The following is a 26089-nucleotide window of genomic DNA, read 5'->3' as shown; positions in this document are numbered from 1 at the left end:
AGAATATGGCTCGTAAGAAGAAAACACGCCGAATTACCGATATTATGCCTGCGCGCAAGGTAGATAAAAAAGTGGAATTGCCAAAAGGCAAACCAGGCAAAAAATTAACTCGCTATGAATTAGATGCCAAAGCTCGTGAAGATAAAAAGAAACGTAAACACAAAGGCTTAGCATCAGGCTCACGTCATAGTGCAACAGAAAACAATGCAAATAACCAAGCGTTAGAGAAAAAAGATCCGCGCATTGGTAGCCGTAAAAAAGTGCCTTTAATTGTGGAATTTGTGAACAAACCTGAGAAAGGAATGACCATTCCGCCAATGAAATTGGAAGAAAAAGCACCGAAATTAGATCCAATGTTGGAATTAGAACAACTTGAAAATAATGAATGCTTAAACCAATTATTAGACGAATTAGATGCAGGAAAAACGTTAAATGCAGACGATCAAAAATTCGTTGATGAGTGCTTAGATCGCATTGCACAATTAATGGATGAGTTAGGTATTTCTGACGAAGAAGACACGGAAGAAGATTTATACCGCACTTTTGAAAAAATCGATATTAACCAATTTAGATAATTGTTATGTGGACAACGATTTTATTCATTCTAGCAATAGTCATTGTGGTGGCAATGGCAGTGTATGCGGGTTATTTATTACTCGCATTACAAAAACAGCGCAAAGCCATTGAAAACGCACGTTTTGCACGTGCAAAACGTATTAAAGAAAGTGTCGTAATCATCGCTAAAGCAATGCAAAACGGGGATTGTAACCATTCTGAAGGAGTCATTCGCTTAAAAATGTTGCTTGATCCTTTGGGTCATAAATTGAAAACTTATCAAGCGATGTACCAACTTTATGAAGTCGTTATGGATATGCCAACACACGAAAAACGCCGTGAATTAAAGAAAAATGAGCGTATGCGTTTAGATCTACAACGTGAAAGTGCCGAAGCTGATTTAGAAAAGAAAATATTATTGGAAATCCATCAGCTATTATCTGATATTGAAAAAATTTCGTCTTGAGATTGAAAGGGGGGAAAATGTCCGAAGTTATTTGGGACTTAGCACTAATTCAAAAGTATAACTATTCTGGTCCACGTTATACATCCTATCCAACAGCACTGGAATTTAATGAGAATTATACTAATGTTGATTTTATTCAGGCTGCGCAACGTTATCCTAACCGCCCCCTTTCCCTCTATGTGCATATCCCCTTCTGTCACAAACTTTGCTATTTCTGTGCGTGTAATAAAGTGATTACACGCCACCAACACAAGGCAGATATCTACCTCGATTTCTTAGAAAAAGAAATCGAAATGCGTGCTCCACTCTTTAAAAATCGTATCACAACACAAGTACACTGGGGCGGAGGTACACCAACTTACCTCACAGAAGCACAATCCTCGCGCCTAATGTCAATGTTACATAAACATTTCTCTATTACGCGTAATGCAGAAATTAGTATTGAAATTGACCCACGTGAAATTGAGTTACCAATGCTTGATCACTTACGTCATCTTGGCTTTAACCGAATGAGTATGGGCGTGCAAGATTTCAATAAAGACGTGCAAAAAGCGGTGAATCGTGAGCAAGATGAACAATTCATTGAGGCTTTGTTAAAGCGTGCGAGAGAACTCGGTTTCCAATCCACTAACTTAGATTTGATTTATGGCTTGCCACTGCAAAATGTGGATACCTTCATGTTCACATTGCAAAAAGTGATCGCATTAAACCCTGATCGTTTAAGTGTGTTCAACTATGCACACTTACCAAGCCGTTTTGCAGGACAAGCCAAAATCAAAAATGATCAACTGCCTGCACCGGCGACTAAATTAACAATCTTACAAAAAATGATTGAAACCTTGGGTGATGCTGGCTATTCCTTCATCGGAATGGATCACTTTGCTAAGCCCGACGATGAATTGGCTATCGCCCAACAAAAAGGCGTTTTACATCGCAATTTCCAAGGCTACACCACACAAGAAGAATGTGATTTATTAGGTTTAGGCGTGTCTGCCATTAGCTTATTAGGCGACACTTATGCACAAAATCAAAAAGAGTTAAAACATTATTATGCTGATGTAGACAACTCTGGAATTGCATTACACAAAGGCTTTGTAATGAGCCAAGAAGACTGCTTGCGCCGTGATGTGATTAAACAATTAATTTGTAACTTTAAATTGAATTTTCTACCAATTGAACAACAATATGACATTCAATTTAAAACCCATTTTGCCGAAGACTTAAAATTGCTTGAGCCATTAGCAAAAGACGGTTTATTAGAGATTGGTGAAGATAATATACAAGTATCCGCAAAAGGGCGTTTATTAATTCGCAATATTTGCTTATGTTTTGATACGTATTCAAGAGAGCAAGCAAAACGCCAACAATTCTCACGAATCATCTAAACAGCAACTTGAAAAAACACCGCACTTTGTCTAAAAACAAAGAAAGAACTATTAGGAGAAAAAATATGTCGATAGCAAAAACAGATATTCTTAATGCTTTCCACTACCGCCACGCATGCAAAACTTACGATCCTACGAAAAAAATCAGTGATGAGGATTTTCGTTTTATCTTAGAAACAGGGCGCCTTTCACCAAGCTCTTTCGGCATTGAGCCTTGGAAATTTTTGGTGATTGAAAATCAGAAGATTAAAACAATCATCCGTGATATAGCGTGGGGTGCAAAAGATAAAGTGACGGATTGTAGCCATTTTGTCGTCGTGTTAGTACGTCAACCAAAAACTCTACTTGCTGATAGTGAATATGTGCAACATATGATGCGAGATATCCACCAGCTTCCTGAAGATATACTAAAAATGCGCCAAAATTTCTACCGCACTTTTACTGAACAAGATTTCTCCTTAACACAAGATTCAAAAGCATTCTATAATTGGGCTTGCCGTCAAAGTTATATTGCTATGGCAAATATGCTCACCAGTGCAGCAATGATCGGCGTGGATTCAACCCCAATTGAAGGTTTCCCATTAGAAAAAATGGATAGCATCCTTGCAGAACAGGGGCTTTATGATCCCAATACATATAAGCTGAGCGTAATGATCGCGTTTGGCTATCGCTTAAATGAACCAAAAGCTAAAACACGCCAAGCCTTTGATGATGTGGTGGAATGGGTAAAATAATTATCCCAACCAGATTTAAAATATGAAAAATAGGCGCACTATGCGCCTATTTTTATTTCTGCTAAAAACTAAACTTTGGCTATTTTTTCCCCTTCCCCTATAATGAAATTCAAGCAAACTGAAATAAGGAACGATTATGTACTATATCGGTGTAATGTCTGGCACAAGTTTAGATGGAGTAGATTTGGCGTTAATGGATTTTTCCTATGAGCAGCCACAGCTTATCCATTCTGATTTTTACCCTATGCCACCTGCAATACGAAAACATATTTCAGCATTATGCAATTCGGGCGAAACCACATTGCAAGCCTTAGGCGAATTAGATCATCAGCTTGGTTTGCTCTATACCGACTGCATAAAACAGTTTTTACAAAAATATCAGCTTTCTCCAGAACAGATCACCGCAATTGGTTGCCACGGTCAAACCGTTTGGCATTCACCAAATAGCCAATATCCGTTTACCATGCAAATTGGCGATGCCAACTTAATCGCTGCAAAAACCGGCATCACAACGGTAGCAGACTTCCGCCGTAAAGATATGGCATTTGGTGGACAAGGAGCGCCATTAGTGCCAGCGTTTCATCAAGCACTATTCCTGAAACCCAATCAAGCCACAGTAGTGCTAAATGTAGGTGGTATCAGCAATATTTCTCGTCTTTTACCAGATGAAGAAGTGATTGGTTATGATACTGGTCCCGGCAATACTTTGTTAGATGTATGGATCGAAAAACATCAAGGCAAATCCTATGATAAAAATGCAGAATGGGCAAAATCCGGTAAAGTGAATACTGACTTACTGGCAGATTTACTCGATGAACCGTTCTTTGTGCTTCCCCCACCGAAAAGCACAGGACGAGAATTATTTAACCTAGCTTGGCTTCATAAAAAATTAGAAAAACATACCGCACTTTTACCGCAAGACGTGCAAGCAACTCTTGTAGAACTCACAGCACAAAGCATTGTGGAGCAGCTCAATCTGATTGAAACAGATTTAGAGCGTCACTTATTAGTGTGCGGCGGTGGGGTGAAAAATAGCTTATTAATGGAACGTCTCGCAGCTTTATTACCTCAATGGCAAGTCCAAACCACCAATGACTACGGCTTAGATGCTGACTACGTAGAAGCCGCTGCTTTTGCGTGGCTCGCCCACCAACGCCTCAACAACCTACCAGCCAATTTGCCAAGTGTCACCGGCGCAAAAAGTGCGGTAAGTTTGGGGGCAATTTATCCGAAGGAAAAGAGTGTGTCTATATAAATAGGAGAAAAAGTTCATGCCTAACCTTGAGTTTTGTGAGAAGGAAATATTAAAACAAAAATGTACAGAAGTATTTTCACTTCTTAAAAGACCGAATGAACCATATTCAGTATTTGAAATTGCCTCTGCATTTAGTAGTCAAGCTAATAAGGAAAAAGATAAAAAAATAGCAGAGACGTTAACATTATTAGCAAAAGTAACATCACCAACCCTTCAACCAACTAGCAGAAATGAACCATTCATAGCATCTTGTTCTAACCCATACCCTATTTTCACACCTACATTATTAACAAGTGAAGAACTTGATTCTTTAGCTGATATTCTAGAAGAAATTGAGCAACCTATTTTAAAAGCAAGAATTGCCGATATTTTATGGATATATGCTAAACCTAAGAAAAGAGAACACTGTATTACTGCGATTAAGAGCTACCTTGCAATTGAAGCATCAAATAACTTTTCTTATCTTGATATTTATGACTTATGGGAGCGTGCTAGTTATTTAAGCGTATCTCTAAAAGATCAAACAATATCAGAGGAAATAAAAAATAAACTTGTACTGGAATTTGAAAAGGATTCAATACATTGGGATTTTCATCAATTACGCATTAGCGAAATCGTTTTAAATACAGGATTAGATAATAGTATTCTTCAACAATTAGGAGAAAAACTTTTAAAAATAGCACTTCCAAAATTTGAAAATCCTTTTAATGCAAAAAATGAATACATTTCAGGTGCTAAAAGTATCTTTGAAAAAATACAAAATTCAGAAAAAATTGCGGAATGCGATCACCTCTTAGGAAAATTACACGAAGAACAAGGCGATCTAAATAAATCTCACAGTAACATAACTGCAAATCACAACTATAGGCAAGCTTTACTCTTTTATAGAAAAATCCCCAAAAGATATAGGAATAAATTTTGTATTGATGATACAAAACTAAATAATCTTATAAATCGGATAAATACATCAGCACAATCAATGATTGATGAGTTTACTCTTGTAAAAACACCGGAAATAGATGTTTCTAAACTAAAACAAGTAGCTATTGCACATGTTGCAAATAAAAATGACATATCATTAGCATTAGGATATTTTTCTGGCATCTCGTCTTGTAATTTAAATAATATACTTCAACAAACAGAAGACATAGCTAGAAAAACAATTTTCCAGAATCTTGCCAGCTATTCTTGTTTTTCTAGTGATGGTAGATTAATTCAAGAAATTCAACCTTTGACACAGGAAAACAAAGAGCAAGTTCTTTTTCAAAAAGCTATTCATAATTTCCCGATGCATATAGGATTTGAAGTTATTACATCTATAAAGCCAGCATTTATGCAACTTCAAAATGAATATGCTATATCTAAAGAAATCTTAATTTCTTTATGTAAACACTCCCGCATAGTGCCTGATAACAGGGTCATTTCTGTTGCAGAAGCACTGTTCCAAGGATTTGAATATAATTTTGGTAATGCAATACATTTATTGACACCACAAGTAGAGAATATAGTCAGACAATATCTCAAAAATAATGGTGTAATTACTACCCATACCGATCCGGATGGAAAAGAAAATGAGAGAAGCCTTTCTTCTTTATTAGATGATGAACAATCCAGAAATCTTTTAGGAGACGATCTGTGGTTCGAACTCCAAGCGGTATTTACACATCCCTTAGGTGCTAACCTCAGAAATAAGGTTGCTCATGGTTTGTTGAATGATGAGGATAGTAACTCGTATACTTATATCTATGCTTGGTGGATGGTATTACGAATCATCATTAGAAATATCTAGAGGCTCATATAAAAAGCCGAAAATCGGCTTTTATTGTACTTATTTTCCTATTAAACCAATTTCTTCAGCTGATACAAATATGCCAATGCTTGTTTTGGGCTGAGCTCGTCAGGATCGAGTTTTTCGAGCATTTCCCAAACGGCATTTTTACCATCATCTTCTTCCATTAACGCCAATTCACCTTGTGTTTGATTGAGCTGGCGTAAATCTTGAATACGCTGATCCGCATTTTGTTGTGACAGTTTTTCTAATTGGGCTAATTTTTGTTTTGCTAGCTTAATCACAGATTGTGGCACGCCAGCCAATGCGGCTACCGCCAAACCATAGCTCTTACTTGCTGCACCTTCTTGCACCGAGTGCATAAACGCAATAGTGTCATTATGCTCTAAGGCATCCAAATGCACGTTGGCTGTGCCTGCAAGCTGTTCTGGCAACACAGTCAATTCAAAATAATGGGTGGCGAATAATGTCAGTGAGCGTAACTTTTTGGCTAACCATTCCGCACAGGCCCAAGCTAACGATAAGCCGTCATAAGTAGAGGTGCCTCGACCAATCTCATCAATCAACACTAAACTATTTGCTGTTGCTTGGTGCAAAATATTCGCCATTTCGGTCATTTCCACCATAAAGGTTGAGCGACCAGAAGCCAGATCATCTGACGCACCAATACGGGTAAAAATGCGATCGATTGGACCGATCACCGCACTTTCTGCCGGCACAAAACTGCCCATATATGCCATTAATGTGATCAATGCAGTTTGGCGCATATAAGTACTTTTACCCCCCATATTTGGACCAGTAATAATCAACAAATGGCGCTGTGGGGTGAGATGCACAGGATTGGCGATAAACGGCTCTTTCAATACTTGCTCAACCACAGGATGGCGACCGTTTTGAATATTCACACCAATCTCATCGCTAAATTGTGGTGCAACATAATTCAGTGTTTCTGCACGCTCTGCTAAGTTGGTCAACACGTCCAGTTCCGCTAAGGTCAAGCTTGCCAGTTGTAATGCGCCCAAGTGCGGTAATAATTCGTCAAAAATTTCTTCGTAAAGTTGTTTTTCTAATGCTAACGCTGCACCTTTAGCCTTCAACACTTTATCTTCATAGGTTTTTAGTTCAGGAATAATATAGCGTTCCGCATTCTTTAACGTTTGACGGCGAACATAATGCATTGGTGCTTTGTGTGCTTGCCCTTGACTGATTTGAATATAATATCCGTGCACTGCATTAAATCCGATTTTTAGAGTATCAATGCCTGTACTTTCACGCTCGCGGCGTTCTAAATCTTCCAAATAACGAGTTGCACCGTCAGACAAACTACGCCATTCATCAAGCTCGGCATTATACCCTTCTGCAATCACGCCACCATCACGAATAAGCATTGGCGGGTTATCAATTAATGCACGTTGCAATAAATCTAATTGTGCCGAAAATTCACCAATTGGCTGTAAAAGTGCGGTTAAATTTGGCGAAGTTTGATTTTCTAGGATTTGGCGAATCGACGGCAGTTGTGCCAATGCGGTACGCAAACGGGTTAAATCACGTGGGCGTGCAGAACGTAATGCAACGCGCGCAAGAATACGCTCCATATCACCAATTTGATTCAAGTAAGGTTGTAATTGAGCGACTAAATCCTGCTCTAACAATGCGCCGATAATATGCTGACGTTGCAACAATTTTCTGCGATCACGAATAGGTTGATGAATCCAGCGTTTTAACAAACGGCTACCCATTGCAGTCACGCATTTATCTAGTACAGAAGAGAGTGTATTTTCTGTTCCACCCGCTAAATTTTGAGTTAACTCCAAATTACGACGAGTCGCTGCATCTAATTGAATATTTTCAGAATTTTGTAATAAAGTAATGCTTTGGATATGCGGTAATGCGGTGCGTTGCGTGTCTTTCGCATATTGCAATAAACAGCCTGCGGCACATAAACCTAAAATGGCTTTTTCGACCCCAAAACCACGTAAATCTTTGGTATTAAATTGGCGGTTAAGTAACTGAATTGCTGTGCCTAATTCAAACTCCCAAATTGGGCGACGGCGTAATCCTTTCAAATGTTCAATCGCTGCAAAATCTGCAAGCTCTTCACAATACAAAATTTCTACCGGTGAAATACGTTGCAATTCTGCTTGCAAGCTTGCACGATCTTCAGGTTCGCTAATTTGGAAACTCCCTGAGCTAATATCCAAAATCGCTAAACCAAAACGCGATTTTTCTTGATACAGTGCAGCGATTAAGTTGTCTTGCCGTTCTGGTAATAAACTTTCATCACTGACTGTCCCCGGGGTCACAATACGCACCACTTGACGTTCAACAGGCCCTTTAGAAGTTGCAGGATCACCTATTTGCTCACAAATCGCCACTGACTCACCGAGCTGGACTAACTTTGCCAAATAGCCTTCAACAGCGTGATAAGGCACACCCGCCATTGGAATAGGTTGCCCCGCAGAATGCCCACGTTTAGTCAATGAAATATCTAGCAATGCTGCCGCTTTCTTCGCATCATCATAAAAAAGCTCATAGAAATCCCCCATTCGATAAAATAACAAAATATCGGGATTTTCCGCTTTGAGAGCTAAATATTGTCTCATCATTGGCGTGTGCAAGTCTAAGTTATCCATTCCAATTCTCTATAAATTTGTAACAAAAGTGCGGTCTATTTTCGCATAAAATCACAGGACACCATATAGCTTTATACAAAGATCAAATGCCGTCACGCCAATTCTTACGCAATTAAAATTTTCATTTTGGAACAAATTTCACAAATTTTGTAAAAATGACTTGATACTGTTTATTCATACAGTTATTATACACCCAAATTTCTGGTAATGATTTTTTATTGAGGATTCAAAAATGGCAACTAAAGAAGAAAAAAATAAAGCGCTCGCCGCAGCACTTGGTCAAATTGAAAAACAATTTGGTAAAGGCTCAATCATGAAATTAGGCGATACCCAAGCATTAGACGTTGAAGCTGTGTCAACAGGCTCACTTAGCTTAGACGTTGCATTAGGTATCGGCGGTTTACCAATGGGTCGTATTGTTGAAATCTTCGGACCAGAATCTTCAGGTAAAACCACATTAACATTATCTGTTATCGCACAAGCGCAAAAAGAAGGTAAAACCTGCGCATTTATCGATGCTGAACACGCATTAGATCCAATTTATGCGGCAAAATTAGGTGTAAATGTGAACGAGCTTTTAGTTTCACAACCAGATAATGGTGAGCAAGCATTAGAAATCTGTGACGCATTAGTGCGTTCAGGTGCTGTTGATGTGATCATTGTTGACTCGGTTGCTGCATTAACACCAAAAGCAGAAATTGAAGGTGAAATGGGCGACTCACACATGGGTTTACAAGCACGTTTAATGTCACAAGCATTACGTAAATTGACTGGTCAAATTAAAAATTCAAACTGCTTAGTTGTCTTTATCAACCAAATTCGTATGAAGATTGGTGTGATGTTTGGTAACCCAGAAACCACAACAGGTGGTAATGCGTTAAAATTCTATGCATCTGTACGTTTAGATATTCGCCGCACTGGCGCAATCAAAGATGGTGAAGAAGTGATTGGTAACGAAACTCGCGTAAAAGTTGTGAAAAACAAAGTGGCTGCGCCATTCCGCCAAGTGGATTTCCAAATTCTTTACGGTCAAGGTATCTCAAAAACAGGTGAACTCATTGAGTTAGGTGTGAAACACAAATTAGTAGATAAATCTGGTGCTTGGTATGCTTACAATGGCGAGAAAATCGGTCAAGGCAAAGCAAATGCAATGAAATGGTTAGAAGAACACCCAGAAGAAGCATTAGCATTAGAAACTAAGTTACGTAATGAATTATTAGCGAATCCAGAGAAAGTCCTCGCTGCTGATATTGCTGAACAAAATGAAGCAGATATGGATTTGGATTCAGATTATTAATCCCTTAGTATCCTCAATATGCCAAAAAGTGCGGTGATTATTTTAAATAATTTCACCGCACTTTTTTCATTAAAATACATAAATAGAAACTGATAAAAGGTGCTTATATTATGTCTTCACAAGCATTAAATTATGTAATGAGTTTATTAGCCCGACGAGAATATAGTGAATTTGAAATCCGCTGCAAAATGCAAGAAAAGCAATTTTCTGAACAAGAAATTGATGACACGCTTGCCTTTTGCCAACAGAAGAATTGGCAAAACGATCGTCGTTTCACGGAAAACTATCTGACATTTAAAGCACAGCGAGGATATGGACTAGCTAGAATCAAACAAGAATTGCAGAAAATCAAAGGCATTTCTTCTGAGGTCATTTATGATGTATTGCAAGAAATGGAGGTGAATTGGGAAGATAAAGCACTATCTGTATTACGTAAAAAATTCCCTAATTATCCAGAAATTAATGACTTAAAGTTAAAGCAGAAAGTGTGGCGTTATATGCTGTCGCACGGATTTAAACCCGATGAATTTTCCCATTATATTGGCAATCATCAATCTGATGAAATATATTAAGCAAATAAAAAGGGCGCTTAATTAGTTTAAGTGCCCTTTTCAATTATGATTTTATCAATTATTTATTTTCTAAAAGTGCGGTCGTACTTGCATCAGTTTGCACATTTGTTAATGCCGTCACTGCCATTGTTGCTTTAACACTCTCTTCTCTCACTTGCTGTGCTAATGTATGCTCACCTACCTGCTCAAACACATAAGCAGCCATATTCACGTCGTATGGCTCAAGTTCACTTTTACAAGTGATCACATTCTTGAAAGCTTCACTTGCTTGGTTAAACTCGTTATTACGTACATATAAATAACCTAACGCACGATTGATACAGCACTGAACACTCACATCAGCTTTTTTCGCACGTTTTTCAATAAGCTTAATTAACTTACTATTATCCATTGGTTGTAAACGGTTAATTTGCACACACAGTGATTTAGTATCAACCGTATTTTCTTCTACTTTTTTCCAAGTATCGACTGTCAATTCATAGGCTGATTCATGATCGTTACAATCAATTAAACGTTGGATTAATGCAATTCTCACTGCCACATCATTACGGCGTTTACGAGGTTGCTCTTTCCACCAAGCTAATAAGCCGTCTACGCCTTCTTCATTCATTTTCTCATCTAGCAAACCTTCTTCAACCTGTGTTTTTAAAGTAAGAAATTCACTTGGTGAATATAAGCTAGAATTTTCGATTTGATCTAGAATATTATCTAGAGCAAGATAGGCCTTTGATTTTAAATAAATCTCTACCGCAAGTTTCAGTACTTCTTTATTACGGTGAGTCATCACTAACAAGCTATCTACTGAACTACGTGCAGCTGGTAATTTACCTTGCTGCAATAAAATGCGAGTTCTTGCTAATTCAACCATCAAGTTATCAGAACCTGCAAGTTCAGTCGCTTGAATTAAATAGCGGTTTGCATTGAAGTCATCACCACGTTGTTGAGCAGCTTCTGCTGCTTTAATAAAGTTAAGTATAGGTTCCTCTGCGTGTTTTGCATTTTTACCAATTAACTTTTCTGCTTTTGAATAATCACCTTCATCCATACGCATTAAACCTTCTAGGGTTTGTTTTTGCGCTTTTTCACGTTTACGACGAGAGAACCAAGTGTAAGTATTATTGCTTAATCGACAGAAACGGGTTACAACCCACTCAATGCCATAAATTACTGCCATAATCACAACAAAGAAAATGACTAATGTGGTGATAGACATTTCGATGCTGTATTTGCTGGTTTCAATAAGCACATAGCCTTGTTTACCAGCTAAGTAAGGACCTGCAATTAAGCCAGCTAACAATACCAGCATTAAAAATAGCACTCTAAACATAATCTATTTCCTCTACTGTTGTGGTTCAGCTTGTGTTGGAGGGACTGTTTCTTCCATTTTTTCCACCACATTTTCAGCTTTGCTGTCAGGCTTAACTTCAGATAAGGATTTGTCCACAGAGATCTCAACTTTTTGTAATTCTTGAGGTTCTCTATTTAGCAATTTATCTAACACATTTAAGCTCGATAATTGGTTTGGCACATTAACGTAAATCGATTGTTCTGCCAATTCATCTACACTCTTCAAGAAGTTTTGTGCCACTTCAGTATTTGTATCAAAATAGCTTCTTACCCAAGATGCCACTGTTTCAAGTGAGTGTTTATAAAGCTCATCCTGTTGACGAGGTACTGCCATAATAGCAATTTGTAAACGTAAACGGATATTTTCACGTAAGTAAATATCTTGATTTGGTGCCAATAATACTTTGTCATTCGCATTTCTTGGTGTGATTCGAATAAAGTGATTTAGGAATGAAGTTGCGCTTTTTTCTGCATTTTCTTTCCAATCTTCAATTGAATCACTTAATTGTGTTGAAGTGTTTTGTGACTCACCAAAATTCACATCAAGCACATCCATTTCATCTAACATTGTCGTAAGTTGTGATAAACGTTGCATAATCGCATTTTGATCCACATTGTTCACTTCGAGCAATTGTTTTAAATCTCCATTCAATGCCGTTCTTGCACTAATCACACGAGGATCTGATACTTTCGTCAATACTTCATCTGCGACTTTTAATAAGGAAATACTAGTATCAACATCATTATCAATCACTAATTTACGCAAAGCATTATTCAAAAGGAAATCAGCTTCTGATAATAACCAGTCATTTGGTTGTTCTTCTTTCGAAGCTGTATTTAAACGATTGATTTGTGTTTGTAATGCAGAAATAGCTTGATCTTTAATCGTCAATTCACTTTGTAACTGCGCTAATTTTTCTACCGACGCAGATGATGTTGCGACTAACTGTTCAATCTGCTGACGTTCTTTATCGAAGGAAGGAAAATCAACGGGCTGGGCAAGAACTTGTTGTGCAACTTTACTTTCAAGTGCGGTCAATTTTTGCTGCATTTTATCTACTTGCTGCTGACCAAAATAATAACCCGCACCACCAAGACCTAATGCAATCAACAACGCCAATAGTGCTAAGCCTGTACCACCTTTTTTAACCACGACCGTTTCTCTCACTTCTGGTTGTTTAATTTCAGGTTGCTTCATTTCTGGCTCGGCTTTCATTTTCTGTGTTTCGATTTCCACTTTGTGACTTTTCACTTTATGATGCTCTGCTGTAGTTTCTGTTTTAGAAGATCGTTTCTTTACTTCACTTTCTGCAGGTTTCACCATTTCTTGTGCCTCTGCTTTAATCTCCACAACATCAGCATCATTCTTTGGTACTTCATTGGTTTCAGAAGATGTTATTTTATGTTCAGCCATAGTAATACCTATTTCCCTTTATGATGATTTAGAGTTCTGTATAAATCAATTAGTGCTTAATAAAGTTTGCAATAAGCTATGATTATCCGCCTTTGGCGAAATCACAATATTTGTCCAACCTTGCGCCATCGCTAAATTGGCAATTCGTCTGCTAATTGTAATAAGTTGACAATTTTTCAACCAATTATGTTCATTTTCTGGAACAAAATCCATAAGATACTGCAAAATTTCTGCACTTGTCACGACAATCCTGTTAATCCCAGCACGTTTACAAATACTAATTTGCTCTGCGTTATTATAATCTATAGGTATGCGTTGATAACATTCCACAATTTCAACTTTTGCACCACGTAATTCGGCTTGTTCTGCAAAAAACTCTCGCCCACCATTTCCACGCAAAATTAATATCGTTTTATCTGCTAGCTGTTGCATTACAGGGAGGTTCAACAATCCTTCGCTAGTCTCTTGCTGATTTGGATAAAACACTGGCCGTTCTATCTGAGCAGTAAAAGACTCCGCACTGCGTTGCCCAACTGCGAAATAATTTAAATCCTGACGCCAAGAAAATCCTGTATGCCTCAAGGTTTGAACTGCAAATGTCACCGCATGCGGTGAAACCGCAAAAACATAATCGCCTACTTTTAATTGAGACAACTTATTTGGCAAATCATTTAACTCTCTGCCTGATTCAATAGTAAATAATGGCAAATGAATAGCAAAAACACCTGACTGTATCAGCATTTCAACTAGTTGTTTTCCTCGTTCGTCGGGACGTGTGATTAACACTGCCATTATTTTAATTCCTTTAATTTTTAGCTGAATATAATACCTTTAGAATGTTGCCTGCACCTTGCTGTAACAACATTTCAGCTACTTGAATACCTAAATTTTCCGCGTTTTTAACCGCACTTTTTGCTTCTGCACGAAGAATTGCGGAACCATCGAGTGCCCCTACTAATCCGCGCAAATAAATCTGATCATTTTCAATAATCGCATAACCTGCGATTGGCACTTGGCAACCGCCTTGTAAATGCGTATTCATCGCACGCTCAGCCAATACACAGTCAGTAGTTTCAATATCAGCTAACGGAGCAAGTAATTGTTGTACTCGACTGTCATTTTTACGACACTCGATCCCCACTGCGCCTTGTCCTGCTGCTGGCAACATATCTTGAATATCAATAAATGATGCAATACGTTCAGTAAGCCCTAAACGAATTAAACCGGCAGCCGCCAAAATAATCGCATCATAATCACCACAATCTAATTTACTTAGACGAGTGCCAACATTACCTCGTAATGATTCAATTTTTAGGTCTGGACGAAGTTGCTTTAATTGACACTGACGGCGCAAGCTGGATGTACCGACAATAGCACCTTGAGGAAGCTCCTCTAAAGTGCGGTAAGTATTTGAAACCAAAGCATCATGCGGATCTTCACGTGGACAGATTACACTTAATCCAAGCCCTTCTGGGAATTGCATTGGCACATCTTTCATTGAATGGACCGCAATATCCGCTTCGCCACTTAATAAAGCAATTTCAAGCTCTTTAACAAATAATCCTTTACCACCAATTTTGGCTAATGGTGTATCTAAAATAACGTCGCCTTTTGTCACCATAGGGACTAAAACCACGTTTAAATCTGGGTAAAAACTCTCTAAACGTTGTTTCACATAATTCGCTTGCCACAACGCAAGTGGGCTTTGGCGAGTCGCAATTTTCAACGTATTATTTGTCATAAATGTATTCATTTTTCATAAAATAATCCTTCGTTATCCTACCATTGTTCACCCAAAATGTCAGTTTCCATTTAATTTTTTTGCTTTCATACAGGGCAAATGTTAGAGTAATTGAGAAAACACACTGCATTATAAAATTGTAGGGGATGACTTGAATTACGATCTCTTTAGTGCGAAAAAACAAGTTGAATATTTAGATAATTTACGCCTCAAACGTGCATTATTAGATACTTCTAATGAATTTAAACACGTATTTCAACTGATCACGTTGTTATTACACGCCAACCATCCTAATTTACCAGGCTATACTTCTGATTCGCCTGCAGGGATCGTCGATTTTAAACTCACTGCTTACCAAAAAAATTACTTGCGCGAAAACCTACCAAATATCAATTTAGCGCAAGATACTATTTCTTCATTTTCGTACCGCACTTCGAATGCCATTTTAGGTGTGTATGTAATGGGTAGCATTGCCTCAATCTCACAAACTGCTTTATCTGATCTGGACATTTGGGTTTGCCATCGTGAAGATTTAAGCCTAGAAGAAAAAGCTGCCCTGCAACGAAAAGCCGATTTTTTACAAAAATGGGCTGGCCAATTTCATATTGAGCTCAACCTTTATCTTATTGATCAACAGCGTTTCCGCTGTTTTCGTTATGCTGAGCCATTAACTGCAGAAAATTGTGGATCAGCACAATATATGTTGTTGCTTGATGAGTTTTATCGTTCAGCGATTCGTTTAGCAGGTAAACCCCTTCTTTGGCAGCATTTACTAGTACAAAATGAAATACATTATGAAAGCGAAGTCGAGCGCTTGGTTGCCAATCAAGAAATTAATTTGGATGATTGGGTTGATTTCGGTGGTTTAGGGTCATTTTCAGCTAACGAATATTTCGGTGCAAGCTTGTGGCAACTTTACAAAGGAATTGATGCGCCTTATAAGTCAGTGATTAAGATCTTATCTCTGGAAACCTATTCTTCTGAATATCCAAATACTTATTTGATAGCACGTGAATTCAAAGAGCAGTTATTGACTGGAAAAGTCAATCCATCCCACCAATTTGACCCTTACTTAGCAATGCTTGAGCGTGCAACACGTTATCTTCAACAAAATAATGAATTAAAACGCTTGGGTTTTGTTCGTCGTAGTGTTTATTTAAAAGCCACTGAAGGCATTAATTGGGAAGATGAAAATAGTCGCAATAACTGGCGTGTTGCTTACTTACAAAAGCTAGTGAAAGAATGGCAATGGTCTGACAGTTTAATTGAAGAACTTAATCAACGCCCTCAATGGAAAATCAAATACGTCAAAAAGTCGCATAATAGCTTAGTTAAATTCTTAATGCTGAGTTATCGTAATTTAGTAAATTTTGCTCGTAAACATAAAGTAAATTCTAGCATTATGCCGCAAGATATTACGGTGCTTACTCGCAAACTTTATACTGCATTTGAAGAACTACCAGGCAAGATTACCTTATTAAACCCGCAGATTGCCTTAGACTTATCGGAAAAGAACTTGCTGTTTTTTGAAGTAAAAAACAACAAATCCTTTAAAGATGGTTGGTATGTAGTGAATCATACGCCAAATCTGGATGGTCTATCACAAAAGCGTTACACAGAGCACAGTACCAGCTTAAATAAATTAGTCGCTTGGACTTACTTCAATCGTTTATTAACGGCTAATACACATATTAATATTATTAGTGATAATGTTTCACTCAATACCTTGCGGAACTTTGTTACCGATTTACGTTTATCTTTTCCAACTACAATACCTTCCGCCACTAATGAAAACCTAAGTAATACTTGCGAGATTAGCAACCTAATAGTCGCAATTAACTTGACCGTTGATCCAACGAAAAACCTTACACAAGCCAAAGAAAAAATTCATGCTAGTGATCTCTTCAGCTTTGGTCCTAAAGAAGAAAGCTTAGTTGGCAGTATTGATATTACTTATCGTAACCTTTGGAATGAGATCCGCACCCTACATTTTGAAGGACCTAACGCTATCTTATTAGCTTTAAAAGTACTTTCTAATAAAATTCACCGTGGAGCACCTTCCCCAAAATCAGTGGAGGTCTTCTGTTATAGCTATCGTTATCGACGGACATTACGCAATATTGTCACGGCATTAATTAACCGTTGTATAAGCATTCAAATTGGCGCTACACAACCACCAAAAAATAACTTATTACGTGTTGCAGGTAAAAACTGGCAATTTTTCTTTGAAGAACGTGGCATTAGCTTACAAGAGTTGAGTGAAGATAATTTAGTAGAAAATTCAGAATTTGATACCGCACTTCAACATGAAATAGAAGAAAAAGAAATTATAACTTGGGCACAAGCACGATCTTATCCACCTGAAATGGACAACTTTGCGAGCGAAGGTTTTTTACAATTCTTTTTTGAAGATAACCCTGATAATTCCTTTAATGTTTATATTTTAGATGAAGCTAATCGAATTGAAATTTATCGTAACTGCGATGGTTCAAAAGAGCAAAAGATAAAAGAGATAAATCATATTTATCAATCTTCAAGCTTGGATGAAAATAATAATCCGTATAAAATTGTGCAGCGTGATTTTAACTATCCACAGTTTTATCAATTATTATCACAAGAGAATGGGGTTAAAATAGTGCCATTCCATAGTCGATTGGCGATGTCATAGTCATATTGGGGGTTATATGTCAGAAAAAATGAAAGTATTGATTATCGATGATCATCCATTGATGCGTCGAGGAATCAAACAATTAATTGAATTAGACGAAAGTTTTAGTGTTGTAGGAGATGCGGGTAATGGCAGTGAAGGCATCAATCTCGCATTACAGACTCAACCTGATTTAATTATTCTTGATCTAAATATGAAAGGCTTATCAGGATTAGATACATTAAAAGCACTACGTTCAGAAGGTATTGATGCTCGTATTTTAATCCTCACTGTATCTGATTCAAAAAACGATATTTTTACCTTAATTGATGCAGGTGCTGATGGTTATCTATTAAAAGATACAGAACCAGACACTTTATTAGGTCAAATTAAACGTATTTCACAAGGTGAAGTAATCTTAAGTGACTCAATTAAGAATGCTTTAATTGAACGACAATCTGCTACCGATCCAATTTATTCATTAACAGATCGAGAAATGGATGTACTACGCTTAATTGCTACGGGCTTATCAAATAAACAAATTGCAGGGCAGCTGTTTATTTCAGAAGAAACCGTCAAAGTCCACATTCGTAATTTACTACGCAAATTAAACGTACATTCACGTGTTGCTGCGACAGTGCTTTATTTCGAACACAAAAATCTGTAAGTTCGTTTCAATATTTTAATAAGCCAAGTATACTTTCTTGGCTTTTTTTCATTTGTAAATTAATAAAAATTTCCCAAAAATGACCGCACTTTACATTGCCAATTTAGTTGATTAAAAGGTACACTAAAGAAATTTTCTATTTGGGGAATCTATGAAATTATTTCGCAATAAAGTGGCATTATCCATTGCCAATATGCTCATAATTAGCACTCTATTTGTCAGTGCTACCTCGTTTGCTCAAGTAAAAACCGAAGTTATCGGTATCAAAAATTCAACTCTCAAAGAGAATGTGACCATCTATATTAATCTAATTGATGAATATGATGCAGATGGATCTGATAGACATAAAGAGCTAGTCGAAGATGCGATTAACAAAGGGCTAAGGGCCTACGGCTATTACCACAGCACAGTAGCATTTCAACTGAAACAGTTACCAAATAAAAAAGATGATATTCCCGCTCACCTTTTGCTAGCAACCGTGGATATTGGTGAACCAGTTAAAATTGCTGCAACCGATGTACTAATTGAAGGCGATGCAAAAAATGATACTGAATTTAATAAATTCAAAAACAACGTTCCCGCAAAAGGTACTATCGTCAATCACGAAACTTACGATAATTATAAAGATAGCCTACAAAAAATAGCGTTAAGTCGAGGTTATTTTGACGCAGACTTTACCCGTTCTCGCCTTGAAATTATGCCCTCTAAGTACCAAGCCTGGTGGCGTCTAACCTATGATAGTGGTGAGCGTTATCATATAGGTGAAATTACCTTCGAGAACTCACAAATACGCGAAGATTATTTGCGCAACATGTCAAATGTGAAATCTGGCGATCCTTATTTAATCAATGACTTGTCTAAGCTCACCAATAATTACACTTCCTCAAACTGGTTTAGTTCAGTATTGTTACAACCTGAATTAGATGATGACAATAAGCTTGTTAATGTGAATGTAATGCTCCGTCCACGTAAAAAAAATAGCATGGAAGTGGGTATCGGCTGGGCATCGGATGTAGGGCCTCGCTTACAGCTAGGTTGGAACAAACCTTGGATCAATAATCGTGGTCATAGCTTCCGCACTAACCTTTATGTATCAGCACCAAAACAATCTTTGGAAGCGACCTATAAAATGCCCTTGTTGAAAAATCCGTTAAATTATTATTATGAAATGTCTACGGGTTTTGAAAATGAAAAGATCAATGATACCAATACATTTGCCTCAACATTTGCAGCATTACGTTATTGGAATCATGCGGCTGGTTGGCAACATTCACTGGGCTTACGTGTGCGTTATGATTCTTTCACCCAAGCGAATGTAAAAGATAAAACCTTATTAGTTTATCCAACCGCATCCTTACGTCGCACTCGCTTACAGGGAGGCTTGTTCCCAACTTGGGGAGATCGTCAAAATATCACTGTTGATTTTGGCCGTACTTGGTGGCTATCTGATGTAGACTTTTTCAAAGTACAAGCCTCTAGCCTTTGGGTCAGAACCTATGCACAAAACCACCGCATTGTGACTCGCTTAGAACTCGGTTGGTTACATACAAAAGATATTCAACGTATTCCACCAGCAATTCGTTTCTTTGCAGGAGGGGATCGTAGTGTACGTGGTTATGGCTATAAGAAAATTTCACCGAAAAATGCTCAAGGTAAATTAATTGGTGCCTCACGCTTACTCACCGGTAGCTTTGAATATCAATACCAAGTCTATCCAGACTGGTGGTTAGCTACTTTTGGTGACACTGGCTTAGCGGCAAATACCTTCAAACGTGAAGAACTCCGTTATGGCGCAGGAATGGGCGTGCGTTGGGCATCGCCTGTGGGCGCAATTAAATTTGATATCGCAACCCCAATTCGAGATAAAGACAACAGCAAAAACATCCATTTCTACATTGGGCTGGGTGCAGAACTTTAATCCTATGGATACTTAAGAATGACAGATAAAACAGAAAATACTGAAACCAATGAAACACAACCGACTGCAAAGCCGAAAAAACGCAGATGGTGTCGCATTTTACTCTGTGTAAGTGCGGTCATGTTTTTACCTATTTTCGCACTTGTCATTGCGTTAAGCACTAGCGCTGGACAACGCAATCTGATCGAACTTGCGGATAAATACCTTGATAATCTGGCTATTGCAAAAGTCAGTGGTAGCTTACAAGAAGGTTTAGTGCTGGATAAGCTACAAATCACTTCTCAAGGTGTCACCACCAACGTTGAGCAAGTTCGCCTACGAATGGGGCTGAATTGTTTATTGCGTTTGCATATTTGTATCCAAGATATCACTGTCAAACAACCCCATATTCAAGTAGATACGGCGCTTTTACCACCAAGCAAAGCGAAAAAAGAACGCAATCAGCCAATGCAGCGCATTACATTGCCAATGTCCGTGGAAGTGGAAAATATTCTCATTGAGCAGGCAAAAGTACAAATCGATGAAAACAACATTGATTTGGCTCGCTTTCAAAGTGCGGTTAGTTTAAACAATGAAACGGGATTAACCATTCAGCCGACCAACATTGATGAATTGCTCATTGCAATGAAAGCCAAAGCCACAATTGAAAAGGCTGAAAAGAACCAAGCTGAACTAGCTACTGCACAAACTGCAACGGATAAAGTCAAAGAAAAAGTGGCAGACAAGGTAGTGGAAAAAGTTGGTGAACAAGTTGAAAAAGCCATAGGTGAAGAGATTGTTCACAACCAAGCTGATCAAAAAGCTGCTGATGAAAAAGCGGAAAAAACAAAATCACCAATCGACTGGGACAAACTTGCTGAAATCCTTTCGCAACCTTTGTTAGCGGATCTACCGCAAGTCGAATTACCGTTCGATATTCATTTACCAAATATTCAAGGCAACCAATGGCAATATCAACACATTGCTGAAAAACCTGAAAATAATCAACTAATTGAAATCTCAAACGTGCAATTACAAGCCGATGCTACTGGCGATAAAGTGCAATTAACCACGATTGCGTTAGAAAGCAGTGCGGGACAAATTCACGGGCAAGGTCAACTACAATTAAGTGGTGATTATCCAATTCAATTAGATTTGCAATCTCAATTGGTAAAACAACAGCTCGGTGCAAGCTTCACACTGCCTAAAACGGATGCAAAAATTCAAATTTCAGGAAATTTGTTAAAACAGACCGCACTTTCCTTGCAAACCAACGGCATTGTCAATGCATCGTTAACTGGACAAGTGGAATTACACGAACCGAAAACGCCTTTTCAGTTAAATCTTGATATAAAAGATTTCAAATACCCATGGGATGATTCGCAAAGAAATATTCTCACAGTACCAGCAGCCGATCTAGCTTTAAGCGGTAACCTACTGAACTACAAAATGATACTGACTGCGCAAGCAGAAGGAATGGATATTCCAAAAACCAAACTGGCACTTGATGCGACGGGTGAATTAACCGATCTCACTATTAATCAATTGCGTGTAGATGCGTTGCAAGGCACTGCAACAATGCAAGGTAAATTAGGCTGGCGTAATGGCGTGCAGTGGTACAGCGATTTACAGCTCGCCAAGCTCAATTTAAGTGAATATGTGCCCACTGTTTTATCAGGTTCTGTATTTTCAACAGGTTTAATCAACCAAGATAAGTGGTTGATTGATGTTCCAGATCTGGATTTACAAGGCTCGCTTTCAAACCGCCCACTTGCATTAAAAGGTAAATTAAGTTTTGGTGCAGAACAAGGCATTCGTGACTTATTAGTAAAGCTACCTGAGTTATTAATCACTTATGGTGACAATAAAATTAACGCACATGGTTTCTTAGGCGAAAAATCCGATTTAAAACTTGATATAAATGCACCAAATCTACAAGGCTTATTACCAACATTGATGGGTAATATCAAAGCTCAAATGCACATCTCTGGAAATTTAATTCAACCTAGAGTATCTCTTGATTTAACGGGTAAACAAATTAAGTTCAAGGAATTAAACCTTTATAACTTACAAGCAAAAGGCGATATCAATATTGCTCAAGGTTCCAAAGGCCAACTTGATCTACAACTAGACGGACTTAATTACAGTGATATAAAAATAAATAGCGCCAAATTAGCGGTACAAGGCGATGAAAAACAGCATCAACTCATCTTAACTTCACAAGGTGACCCTGTGGGGGCAAAACTGAATATTAATGGGAGTTTTGACCGCACTTCACAAAATTGGAGAGGTAATATCAGTCAAATTAATATCCAATCCCCTGTTGGTAGTTGGCAAACCAATCAAGCGGTTAACATCAACTATGATCACAAAAATACAATAGCCAATATCCACGCACATTGTTGGCAAAATTCTAATATTGAATTGTGCTTCCCACAAAATTTCCAAGCGGGAAAATCAGGAGAAGTGCCGTTTAACATTAAAAAATTCGACTTAGCATTAGTTAATCAACTGACTGAACAAAATATGCTAAAAGGTCAGCTAACAAGCGAAGGAAAAATTGCTTGGTTTTCAGATAAAGCACCTCAACTGAATGTAGCGGTGAATGGTCAAAATCTTGAATTTAGCCAAAAAATTGATCGCCGTTCCTTTAACTTAGATATTCTAAAATTACAGCTCAATGCCAATTTACACAACAATAATCTTGCTCTAACTTCCGAATTAAACGTACAAGATGAAGGGAAAATGACCGCGCAAGTTGATATTAAAGATCTGGCTAAAGCTCGTCAGTTAGGTGGTGCTTTTGTTATTCATCACTTAAATTTAGATATATTTAACCAAATTTTACCATTAAAAGACAATATCGGCGGTAAAGTTACAGCCAATATTAAATTTGGTGGCAACCTCAATTCACCTGACTTGAATGGTAGTTTCAATATTCAACGTATTCGTGCAACAATGGCAGCGTTACCATTTGACATTAACGACGGTCAACTAAACCTGAACTTCCGTGGCCACGACTCTACTTTGCAAGGTTACATTAAAACAGCTGATAGCCAACTTGATATGACTGGAAATGCAAGCTGGAAGACAATGGATAAATGGACTAGTACATTACATATCAAAGCTGACCAATTTAAAGTTGATATCCCATCCATCGCTAGATTACGAGTCAGCCCTGATATTTATATTAATGCAAATCCGAAACGTCTAGAACTTTCAGGTAATGTGGATATCCCTTGGGCACGTATTGCCATTGAAGAATTACCAGCAAGTGCAGTTGAAGTAAGTAAAGATGAAGTTATTTTAGATGGTAAAACGACCAATAAGAAATTACCGAAATTACCAGCTAAAACCAAATCAGGTATGGAAATTGTATCGAACCTTACTATCAACATTGGTAAAGATGTACACCTTGATGCTTATGGTTTAACCAGTAATTTGAATGGGTTACTTTCAGTACGCCAAGACAAAGGCAACCTTGGTTTATACGGTCAAATTAACTTAACCAATGGTCGCTATGCTTCATTTGGTCAGGATTTGTTAATTCGCAAAGGTTTAATTAGTTTCTCTGGTTTACCATCACAGCCCATGTTAAATATTGAAGCGATTCGTAACCCTGAGTCAATGGAAACCTCGGGGATTATTGCTGGAGTGAAAGTGGTTGGTTTAGCAGAAAGCCCCGAAGTAAAAGTATTTTCTGAACCAGGAATGTCACAAGACCAAGCATTATCTTATATTCTTACTGGCCGCTCATTAGAAAATAGCGGGGAAGGTGGTTCTGGTGGTTCAATCGGTGCTGCATTACTTGGCTTAGGCTTAGCGAAAAGCGGCAAAGTGGTTGGAGGTATTGGACAGGCCTTTGGCATTCAAGATCTTAACTTAGGTACCCAAGGAGTGGGGGATGCATCTAAAGTTGTTGTAAGTGGTAGCATTACTCCACGCTTACAAGTGAAATACGGTGTAGGTTTATTTGATGGATTAGCAGAATTTACTGTTCGTTATCGTTTATTACCAAAACTTTATCTACAATCTGTTTCTGGTGTGACACAAGCAGTAGATCTGCTCTATCAGTTTGAATTTTAGGTGAATTATGAACAATGAAATTTTGATGGAAAAAATGACCGTACTGACGTCACATCGACATGATGTACGAGAAATTGCAGCTATCGATCTCGGTTCGAATAGCTTTCACATGATTGTGGCACGCATTGTCAATGGTTCAATCCAAATTCTCTCTCGTCTTAAGCAAAAAGTGCAGCTTGCAGAAGGCTTAGATGAAAATAATGTTCTAAATCAAGCAGCAATTGATCGTGGAGTTAATTGCTTGGCGTTATTCGCAGAGCGCTTACAAGGTTTTGATCCTGAAAATGTCAATGTGGTTGGAACTTATACCTTACGAAGAGCGGTCAATAATGAAGAATTTTTACGCCAAGCGAAAGCCGTTTTCCCCTACCCAATTAATATTATTACAGGGAAGACCGAAGCCAAAACCATTTATGCAGGTGTTTCTCATACTCAACCTGAAATGGGTCGTAAACTAGTAGTAGATATTGGTGGTGGCTCGACTGAAATGATTGTCGGTGAAAACTTCACCCCCTTGTTAGCAGAAAGCCGTCATATGGGCTGTGTAAGCTTTGCTAAACGTTTCTTCCCTAACGGGGTGATTTCTGCAGAAAGCTTTAATCAAGCTCGCCAAACCGCTCTTACTAAAATTGAAGATCTTGCCTTTGAATACCGTAATCTAGGTTGGGATGTGGCATTTGGTTCTTCTGGCACTATCAAAACTGTGTACCAAGTGATTATGGCAAATATCGATCCTAACGGCATCATTACCAAAGAGCGGATCGATCAACTTATTGAACAAACCTTACAAGTACCCCATTTTGAAGATCTAAAATTGCCGGGTTTGATCGAAGAAAGAGCAGATGTATTTGTGCCAGGTTTAGCTATTTTAAGCGCAGTATTTGAAACCTTTTCTATTAAGCAAATGCGTTATTCAGATGGTGCGCTACGTGAAGGTGTGATGTACAGCTTAGAAAAAAATTTCCAAGTCACCAATATTCGTCAACGTACTGCTTTCGGTTTGACTGAACAATTTAATATCGACCAAGCACAAGCAGAACGCGTTTATCAAACAGCGTACTTGCTGAGTACACAATACCAGGCTTGGCAAAAAAATGACCTGTCTGAAGAAATGAGAGAAATTTTGCTGTGGGCAGCTCGCTTACATGAAGTCGGCATAGTGATTAATCACAAAGGTGTACAAAAACATTCTGCTTATATCCTACAAAATATGGAATTACCCGGTTTTGATAAAGAACAGCAACGTTTACTCGTCACCTTAGTACGCTATCAAATCAATCTGTTTAAACCAAGTGAATTGAGCAAATCAGGACGTTATACAGATAAAGATATACTTGCCGTAGTGCGCTTGCTACGCTTAGCTATTATGCTCAATAAGCCACGTCAGGCAACAGATAAAACAGAACAAATTTACTTAGAAATTGACCGCACTTTGAATCAATGGAAATTGAAATTTGCTGAGGGTTATCTCAAGCATACTCCATTAATTCATAATGAACTAAAAGCAGAAAAACGCTTACTCAACGATATTGGACTAGAATTAATTTTCCAATAAAATACAAAATGACATACAAAAACGCCCGAAACCTCGGGCGTTTGGTTGA

18 protein-coding genes are annotated in these 26089 nt (G+C 38.0%); 13 read left to right on the top strand and 5 right to left on the bottom strand.

The genetic code is table 11. From position 1 onward, the window contains the following. The first annotated feature begins 5 nt into the window (after positions 1 to 5). The 6 genes from yihI to CKV78_RS09695 all read left to right on the top strand — a co-directional run bounded on the left by yihI (position 6) and on the right by CKV78_RS09695 (position 6184). Positions 6 to 575, top strand: coding sequence for a Der GTPase-activating protein YihI (gene yihI / locus CKV78_RS09720; protein WP_032855542.1), 570 nt, complete (start codon positions 6 to 8; stop codon positions 573 to 575). A gap of 5 nt (positions 576 to 580) precedes the next feature. After that, positions 581 to 1021: a DUF2489 domain-containing protein gene (locus CKV78_RS09715; RefSeq protein WP_005764111.1), complete on the top strand. Its 441-nt coding sequence runs from the start codon at positions 581 to 583 to the stop codon at positions 1019 to 1021. 17 nt (positions 1022 to 1038) lie between these two features. Beyond that, positions 1039 to 2406, top strand: coding sequence for an oxygen-independent coproporphyrinogen III oxidase (gene hemN, locus CKV78_RS09710; protein ID WP_032855543.1), 1368 nt, complete (start codon positions 1039 to 1041; stop codon positions 2404 to 2406). A 65-nt stretch (positions 2407 to 2471) separates the two neighbouring features. Continuing rightward, positions 2472 to 3140, top strand: a complete 669-nt coding sequence (locus CKV78_RS09705) for an NAD(P)H-dependent oxidoreductase (RefSeq protein WP_005764118.1) — start codon at positions 2472 to 2474, stop codon at positions 3138 to 3140. Positions 3141 to 3276: 136 nt separating this feature from the next. Continuing rightward, positions 3277 to 4395 carry an anhydro-N-acetylmuramic acid kinase gene (locus CKV78_RS09700; protein WP_005764120.1) on the top strand — a complete coding sequence of 373 codons (1119 nt, stop codon included), beginning with the start codon at positions 3277 to 3279 and terminating at the stop codon, positions 4393 to 4395. A 16-nt stretch (positions 4396 to 4411) separates the two neighbouring features. Continuing rightward, complete coding sequence (locus tag CKV78_RS09695) at positions 4412 to 6184, top strand: DUF4209 domain-containing protein (RefSeq protein ID WP_005764121.1); 1773 nt, start codon at positions 4412 to 4414, stop codon at positions 6182 to 6184. Between the two features lie 50 nt (positions 6185 to 6234). On the opposite strand, the gene mutS is transcribed toward CKV78_RS09695, so the two are convergent. Further along, the gene (gene mutS / locus CKV78_RS09690; protein ID WP_005764123.1) at positions 6235 to 8817 is read right to left on the bottom strand and encodes a DNA mismatch repair protein MutS; all 2583 of its coding nucleotides are present in this window, start codon (positions 8815 to 8817) and stop codon (positions 6235 to 6237) included. A gap of 232 nt (positions 8818 to 9049) precedes the next feature. Between mutS and recA the strand changes: the two genes are divergently transcribed. Further along, positions 9050 to 10114: a recombinase RecA gene (gene recA / locus CKV78_RS09685; RefSeq protein ID WP_005764125.1), complete on the top strand. Its 1065-nt coding sequence runs from the start codon at positions 9050 to 9052 to the stop codon at positions 10112 to 10114. A 110-nt stretch (positions 10115 to 10224) separates the two neighbouring features. Further along, a complete protein-coding gene (gene recX / locus CKV78_RS09680; RefSeq protein ID WP_005764127.1) occupies positions 10225 to 10686 on the top strand; it encodes a recombination regulator RecX in 462 nt (153 codons plus the stop codon). Between the two features lie 58 nt (positions 10687 to 10744). Here the strand turns inward: recX and CKV78_RS09675 are convergent, their stop codons facing one another. The 4 genes from CKV78_RS09675 to hemC are packed head-to-tail and all read right to left on the bottom strand — an operon-like array spanning position 10745 to position 15188. Then, a complete protein-coding gene (locus CKV78_RS09675) occupies positions 10745 to 12013 on the bottom strand; it encodes a heme biosynthesis protein HemY (protein ID WP_005764129.1) in 1269 nt (422 codons plus the stop codon). 12 nt (positions 12014 to 12025) lie between these two features. Continuing rightward, a complete protein-coding gene (locus tag CKV78_RS09670; RefSeq protein WP_005764131.1) occupies positions 12026 to 13447 on the bottom strand; it encodes a uroporphyrinogen-III C-methyltransferase in 1422 nt (473 codons plus the stop codon). Positions 13448 to 13492: 45 nt separating this feature from the next. After that, the gene (locus CKV78_RS09665) at positions 13493 to 14239 is read right to left on the bottom strand and encodes a uroporphyrinogen-III synthase (RefSeq protein WP_005764133.1); all 747 of its coding nucleotides are present in this window, start codon (positions 14237 to 14239) and stop codon (positions 13493 to 13495) included. A gap of 13 nt (positions 14240 to 14252) precedes the next feature. After that, positions 14253 to 15188 (bottom strand): hydroxymethylbilane synthase, encoded by a 936-nt coding sequence (gene hemC / locus CKV78_RS09660; protein ID WP_005764135.1) that lies wholly within the window; start codon positions 15186 to 15188, stop codon positions 14253 to 14255. Positions 15189 to 15339: 151 nt separating this feature from the next. On the opposite strand from hemC, the gene CKV78_RS09655 reads away from it, so the two are divergent. From CKV78_RS09655 to ppx, 5 genes are all read left to right on the top strand, one after another. Continuing rightward, positions 15340 to 17856 carry a class I adenylate cyclase gene (locus tag CKV78_RS09655; RefSeq protein ID WP_005764138.1) on the top strand — a complete coding sequence of 839 codons (2517 nt, stop codon included), beginning with the start codon at positions 15340 to 15342 and terminating at the stop codon, positions 17854 to 17856. A 16-nt stretch (positions 17857 to 17872) separates the two neighbouring features. Next, positions 17873 to 18502: a response regulator gene (locus CKV78_RS09650; RefSeq protein ID WP_005764139.1), complete on the top strand. Its 630-nt coding sequence runs from the start codon at positions 17873 to 17875 to the stop codon at positions 18500 to 18502. A gap of 151 nt (positions 18503 to 18653) precedes the next feature. Then, entirely contained in the window at positions 18654 to 20420 is a 1767-nt protein-coding gene (gene tamA / locus CKV78_RS09645; RefSeq protein ID WP_005764141.1) for an autotransporter assembly complex protein TamA, read from the top strand. Between the two features lie 18 nt (positions 20421 to 20438). Next, complete coding sequence (tamB, locus tag CKV78_RS09640; RefSeq protein ID WP_005764143.1) at positions 20439 to 24485, top strand: autotransporter assembly complex protein TamB; 4047 nt, start codon at positions 20439 to 20441, stop codon at positions 24483 to 24485. Between the two features lie 7 nt (positions 24486 to 24492). After that, positions 24493 to 26040, top strand: a complete 1548-nt coding sequence (gene ppx / locus CKV78_RS09635; protein ID WP_005764145.1) for an exopolyphosphatase — start codon at positions 24493 to 24495, stop codon at positions 26038 to 26040. Positions 26041 to 26089: the final 49 nt, after the last annotated feature.

It is taken from the genome of Pasteurella dagmatis, from assembly GCF_900186835.1.
Taxonomy (GTDB): Bacteria; Pseudomonadota; Gammaproteobacteria; order Enterobacterales; family Pasteurellaceae; genus Pasteurella; species Pasteurella dagmatis.
The sequence above is the reverse complement of the archived record's forward strand: the minus strand, read 5'-3'. Positions and strand labels throughout refer to the sequence as shown.

Coding starts and splice junctions, on each gene's coding strand:
- yihI (WP_032855542.1), top strand. CDS start 6: ATGGCTCGTAAGAAGAAAACACGCCGAATTACCGATATTATGCCTGCG.
- CKV78_RS09715 (WP_005764111.1), top strand. CDS start 581: ATGTGGACAACGATTTTATTCATTCTAGCAATAGTCATTGTGGTGGCA.
- hemN (WP_032855543.1), top strand. CDS start 1,039: ATGTCCGAAGTTATTTGGGACTTAGCACTAATTCAAAAGTATAACTAT.
- CKV78_RS09705 (WP_005764118.1), top strand. CDS start 2,472: ATGTCGATAGCAAAAACAGATATTCTTAATGCTTTCCACTACCGCCAC.
- CKV78_RS09700 (WP_005764120.1), top strand. CDS start 3,277: ATGTACTATATCGGTGTAATGTCTGGCACAAGTTTAGATGGAGTAGAT.
- CKV78_RS09695 (WP_005764121.1), top strand. CDS start 4,412: ATGCCTAACCTTGAGTTTTGTGAGAAGGAAATATTAAAACAAAAATGT.
- mutS (WP_005764123.1), bottom strand. CDS start 8,817: ATGGATAACTTAGACTTGCACACGCCAATGATGAGACAATATTTAGCT.
- recA (WP_005764125.1), top strand. CDS start 9,050: ATGGCAACTAAAGAAGAAAAAAATAAAGCGCTCGCCGCAGCACTTGGT.
- recX (WP_005764127.1), top strand. CDS start 10,225: ATGTCTTCACAAGCATTAAATTATGTAATGAGTTTATTAGCCCGACGA.
- CKV78_RS09675 (WP_005764129.1), bottom strand. CDS start 12,013: ATGTTTAGAGTGCTATTTTTAATGCTGGTATTGTTAGCTGGCTTAATT.
- CKV78_RS09670 (WP_005764131.1), bottom strand. CDS start 13,447: ATGGCTGAACATAAAATAACATCTTCTGAAACCAATGAAGTACCAAAG.
- CKV78_RS09665 (WP_005764133.1), bottom strand. CDS start 14,239: ATGGCAGTGTTAATCACACGTCCCGACGAACGAGGAAAACAACTAGTT.
- hemC (WP_005764135.1), bottom strand. CDS start 15,188: ATGACAAATAATACGTTGAAAATTGCGACTCGCCAAAGCCCACTTGCG.
- CKV78_RS09650 (WP_005764139.1), top strand. CDS start 17,873: ATGTCAGAAAAAATGAAAGTATTGATTATCGATGATCATCCATTGATG.
- tamA (WP_005764141.1), top strand. CDS start 18,654: ATGAAATTATTTCGCAATAAAGTGGCATTATCCATTGCCAATATGCTC.
- tamB (WP_005764143.1), top strand. CDS start 20,439: ATGACAGATAAAACAGAAAATACTGAAACCAATGAAACACAACCGACT.
- ppx (WP_005764145.1), top strand. CDS start 24,493: ATGAACAATGAAATTTTGATGGAAAAAATGACCGTACTGACGTCACAT.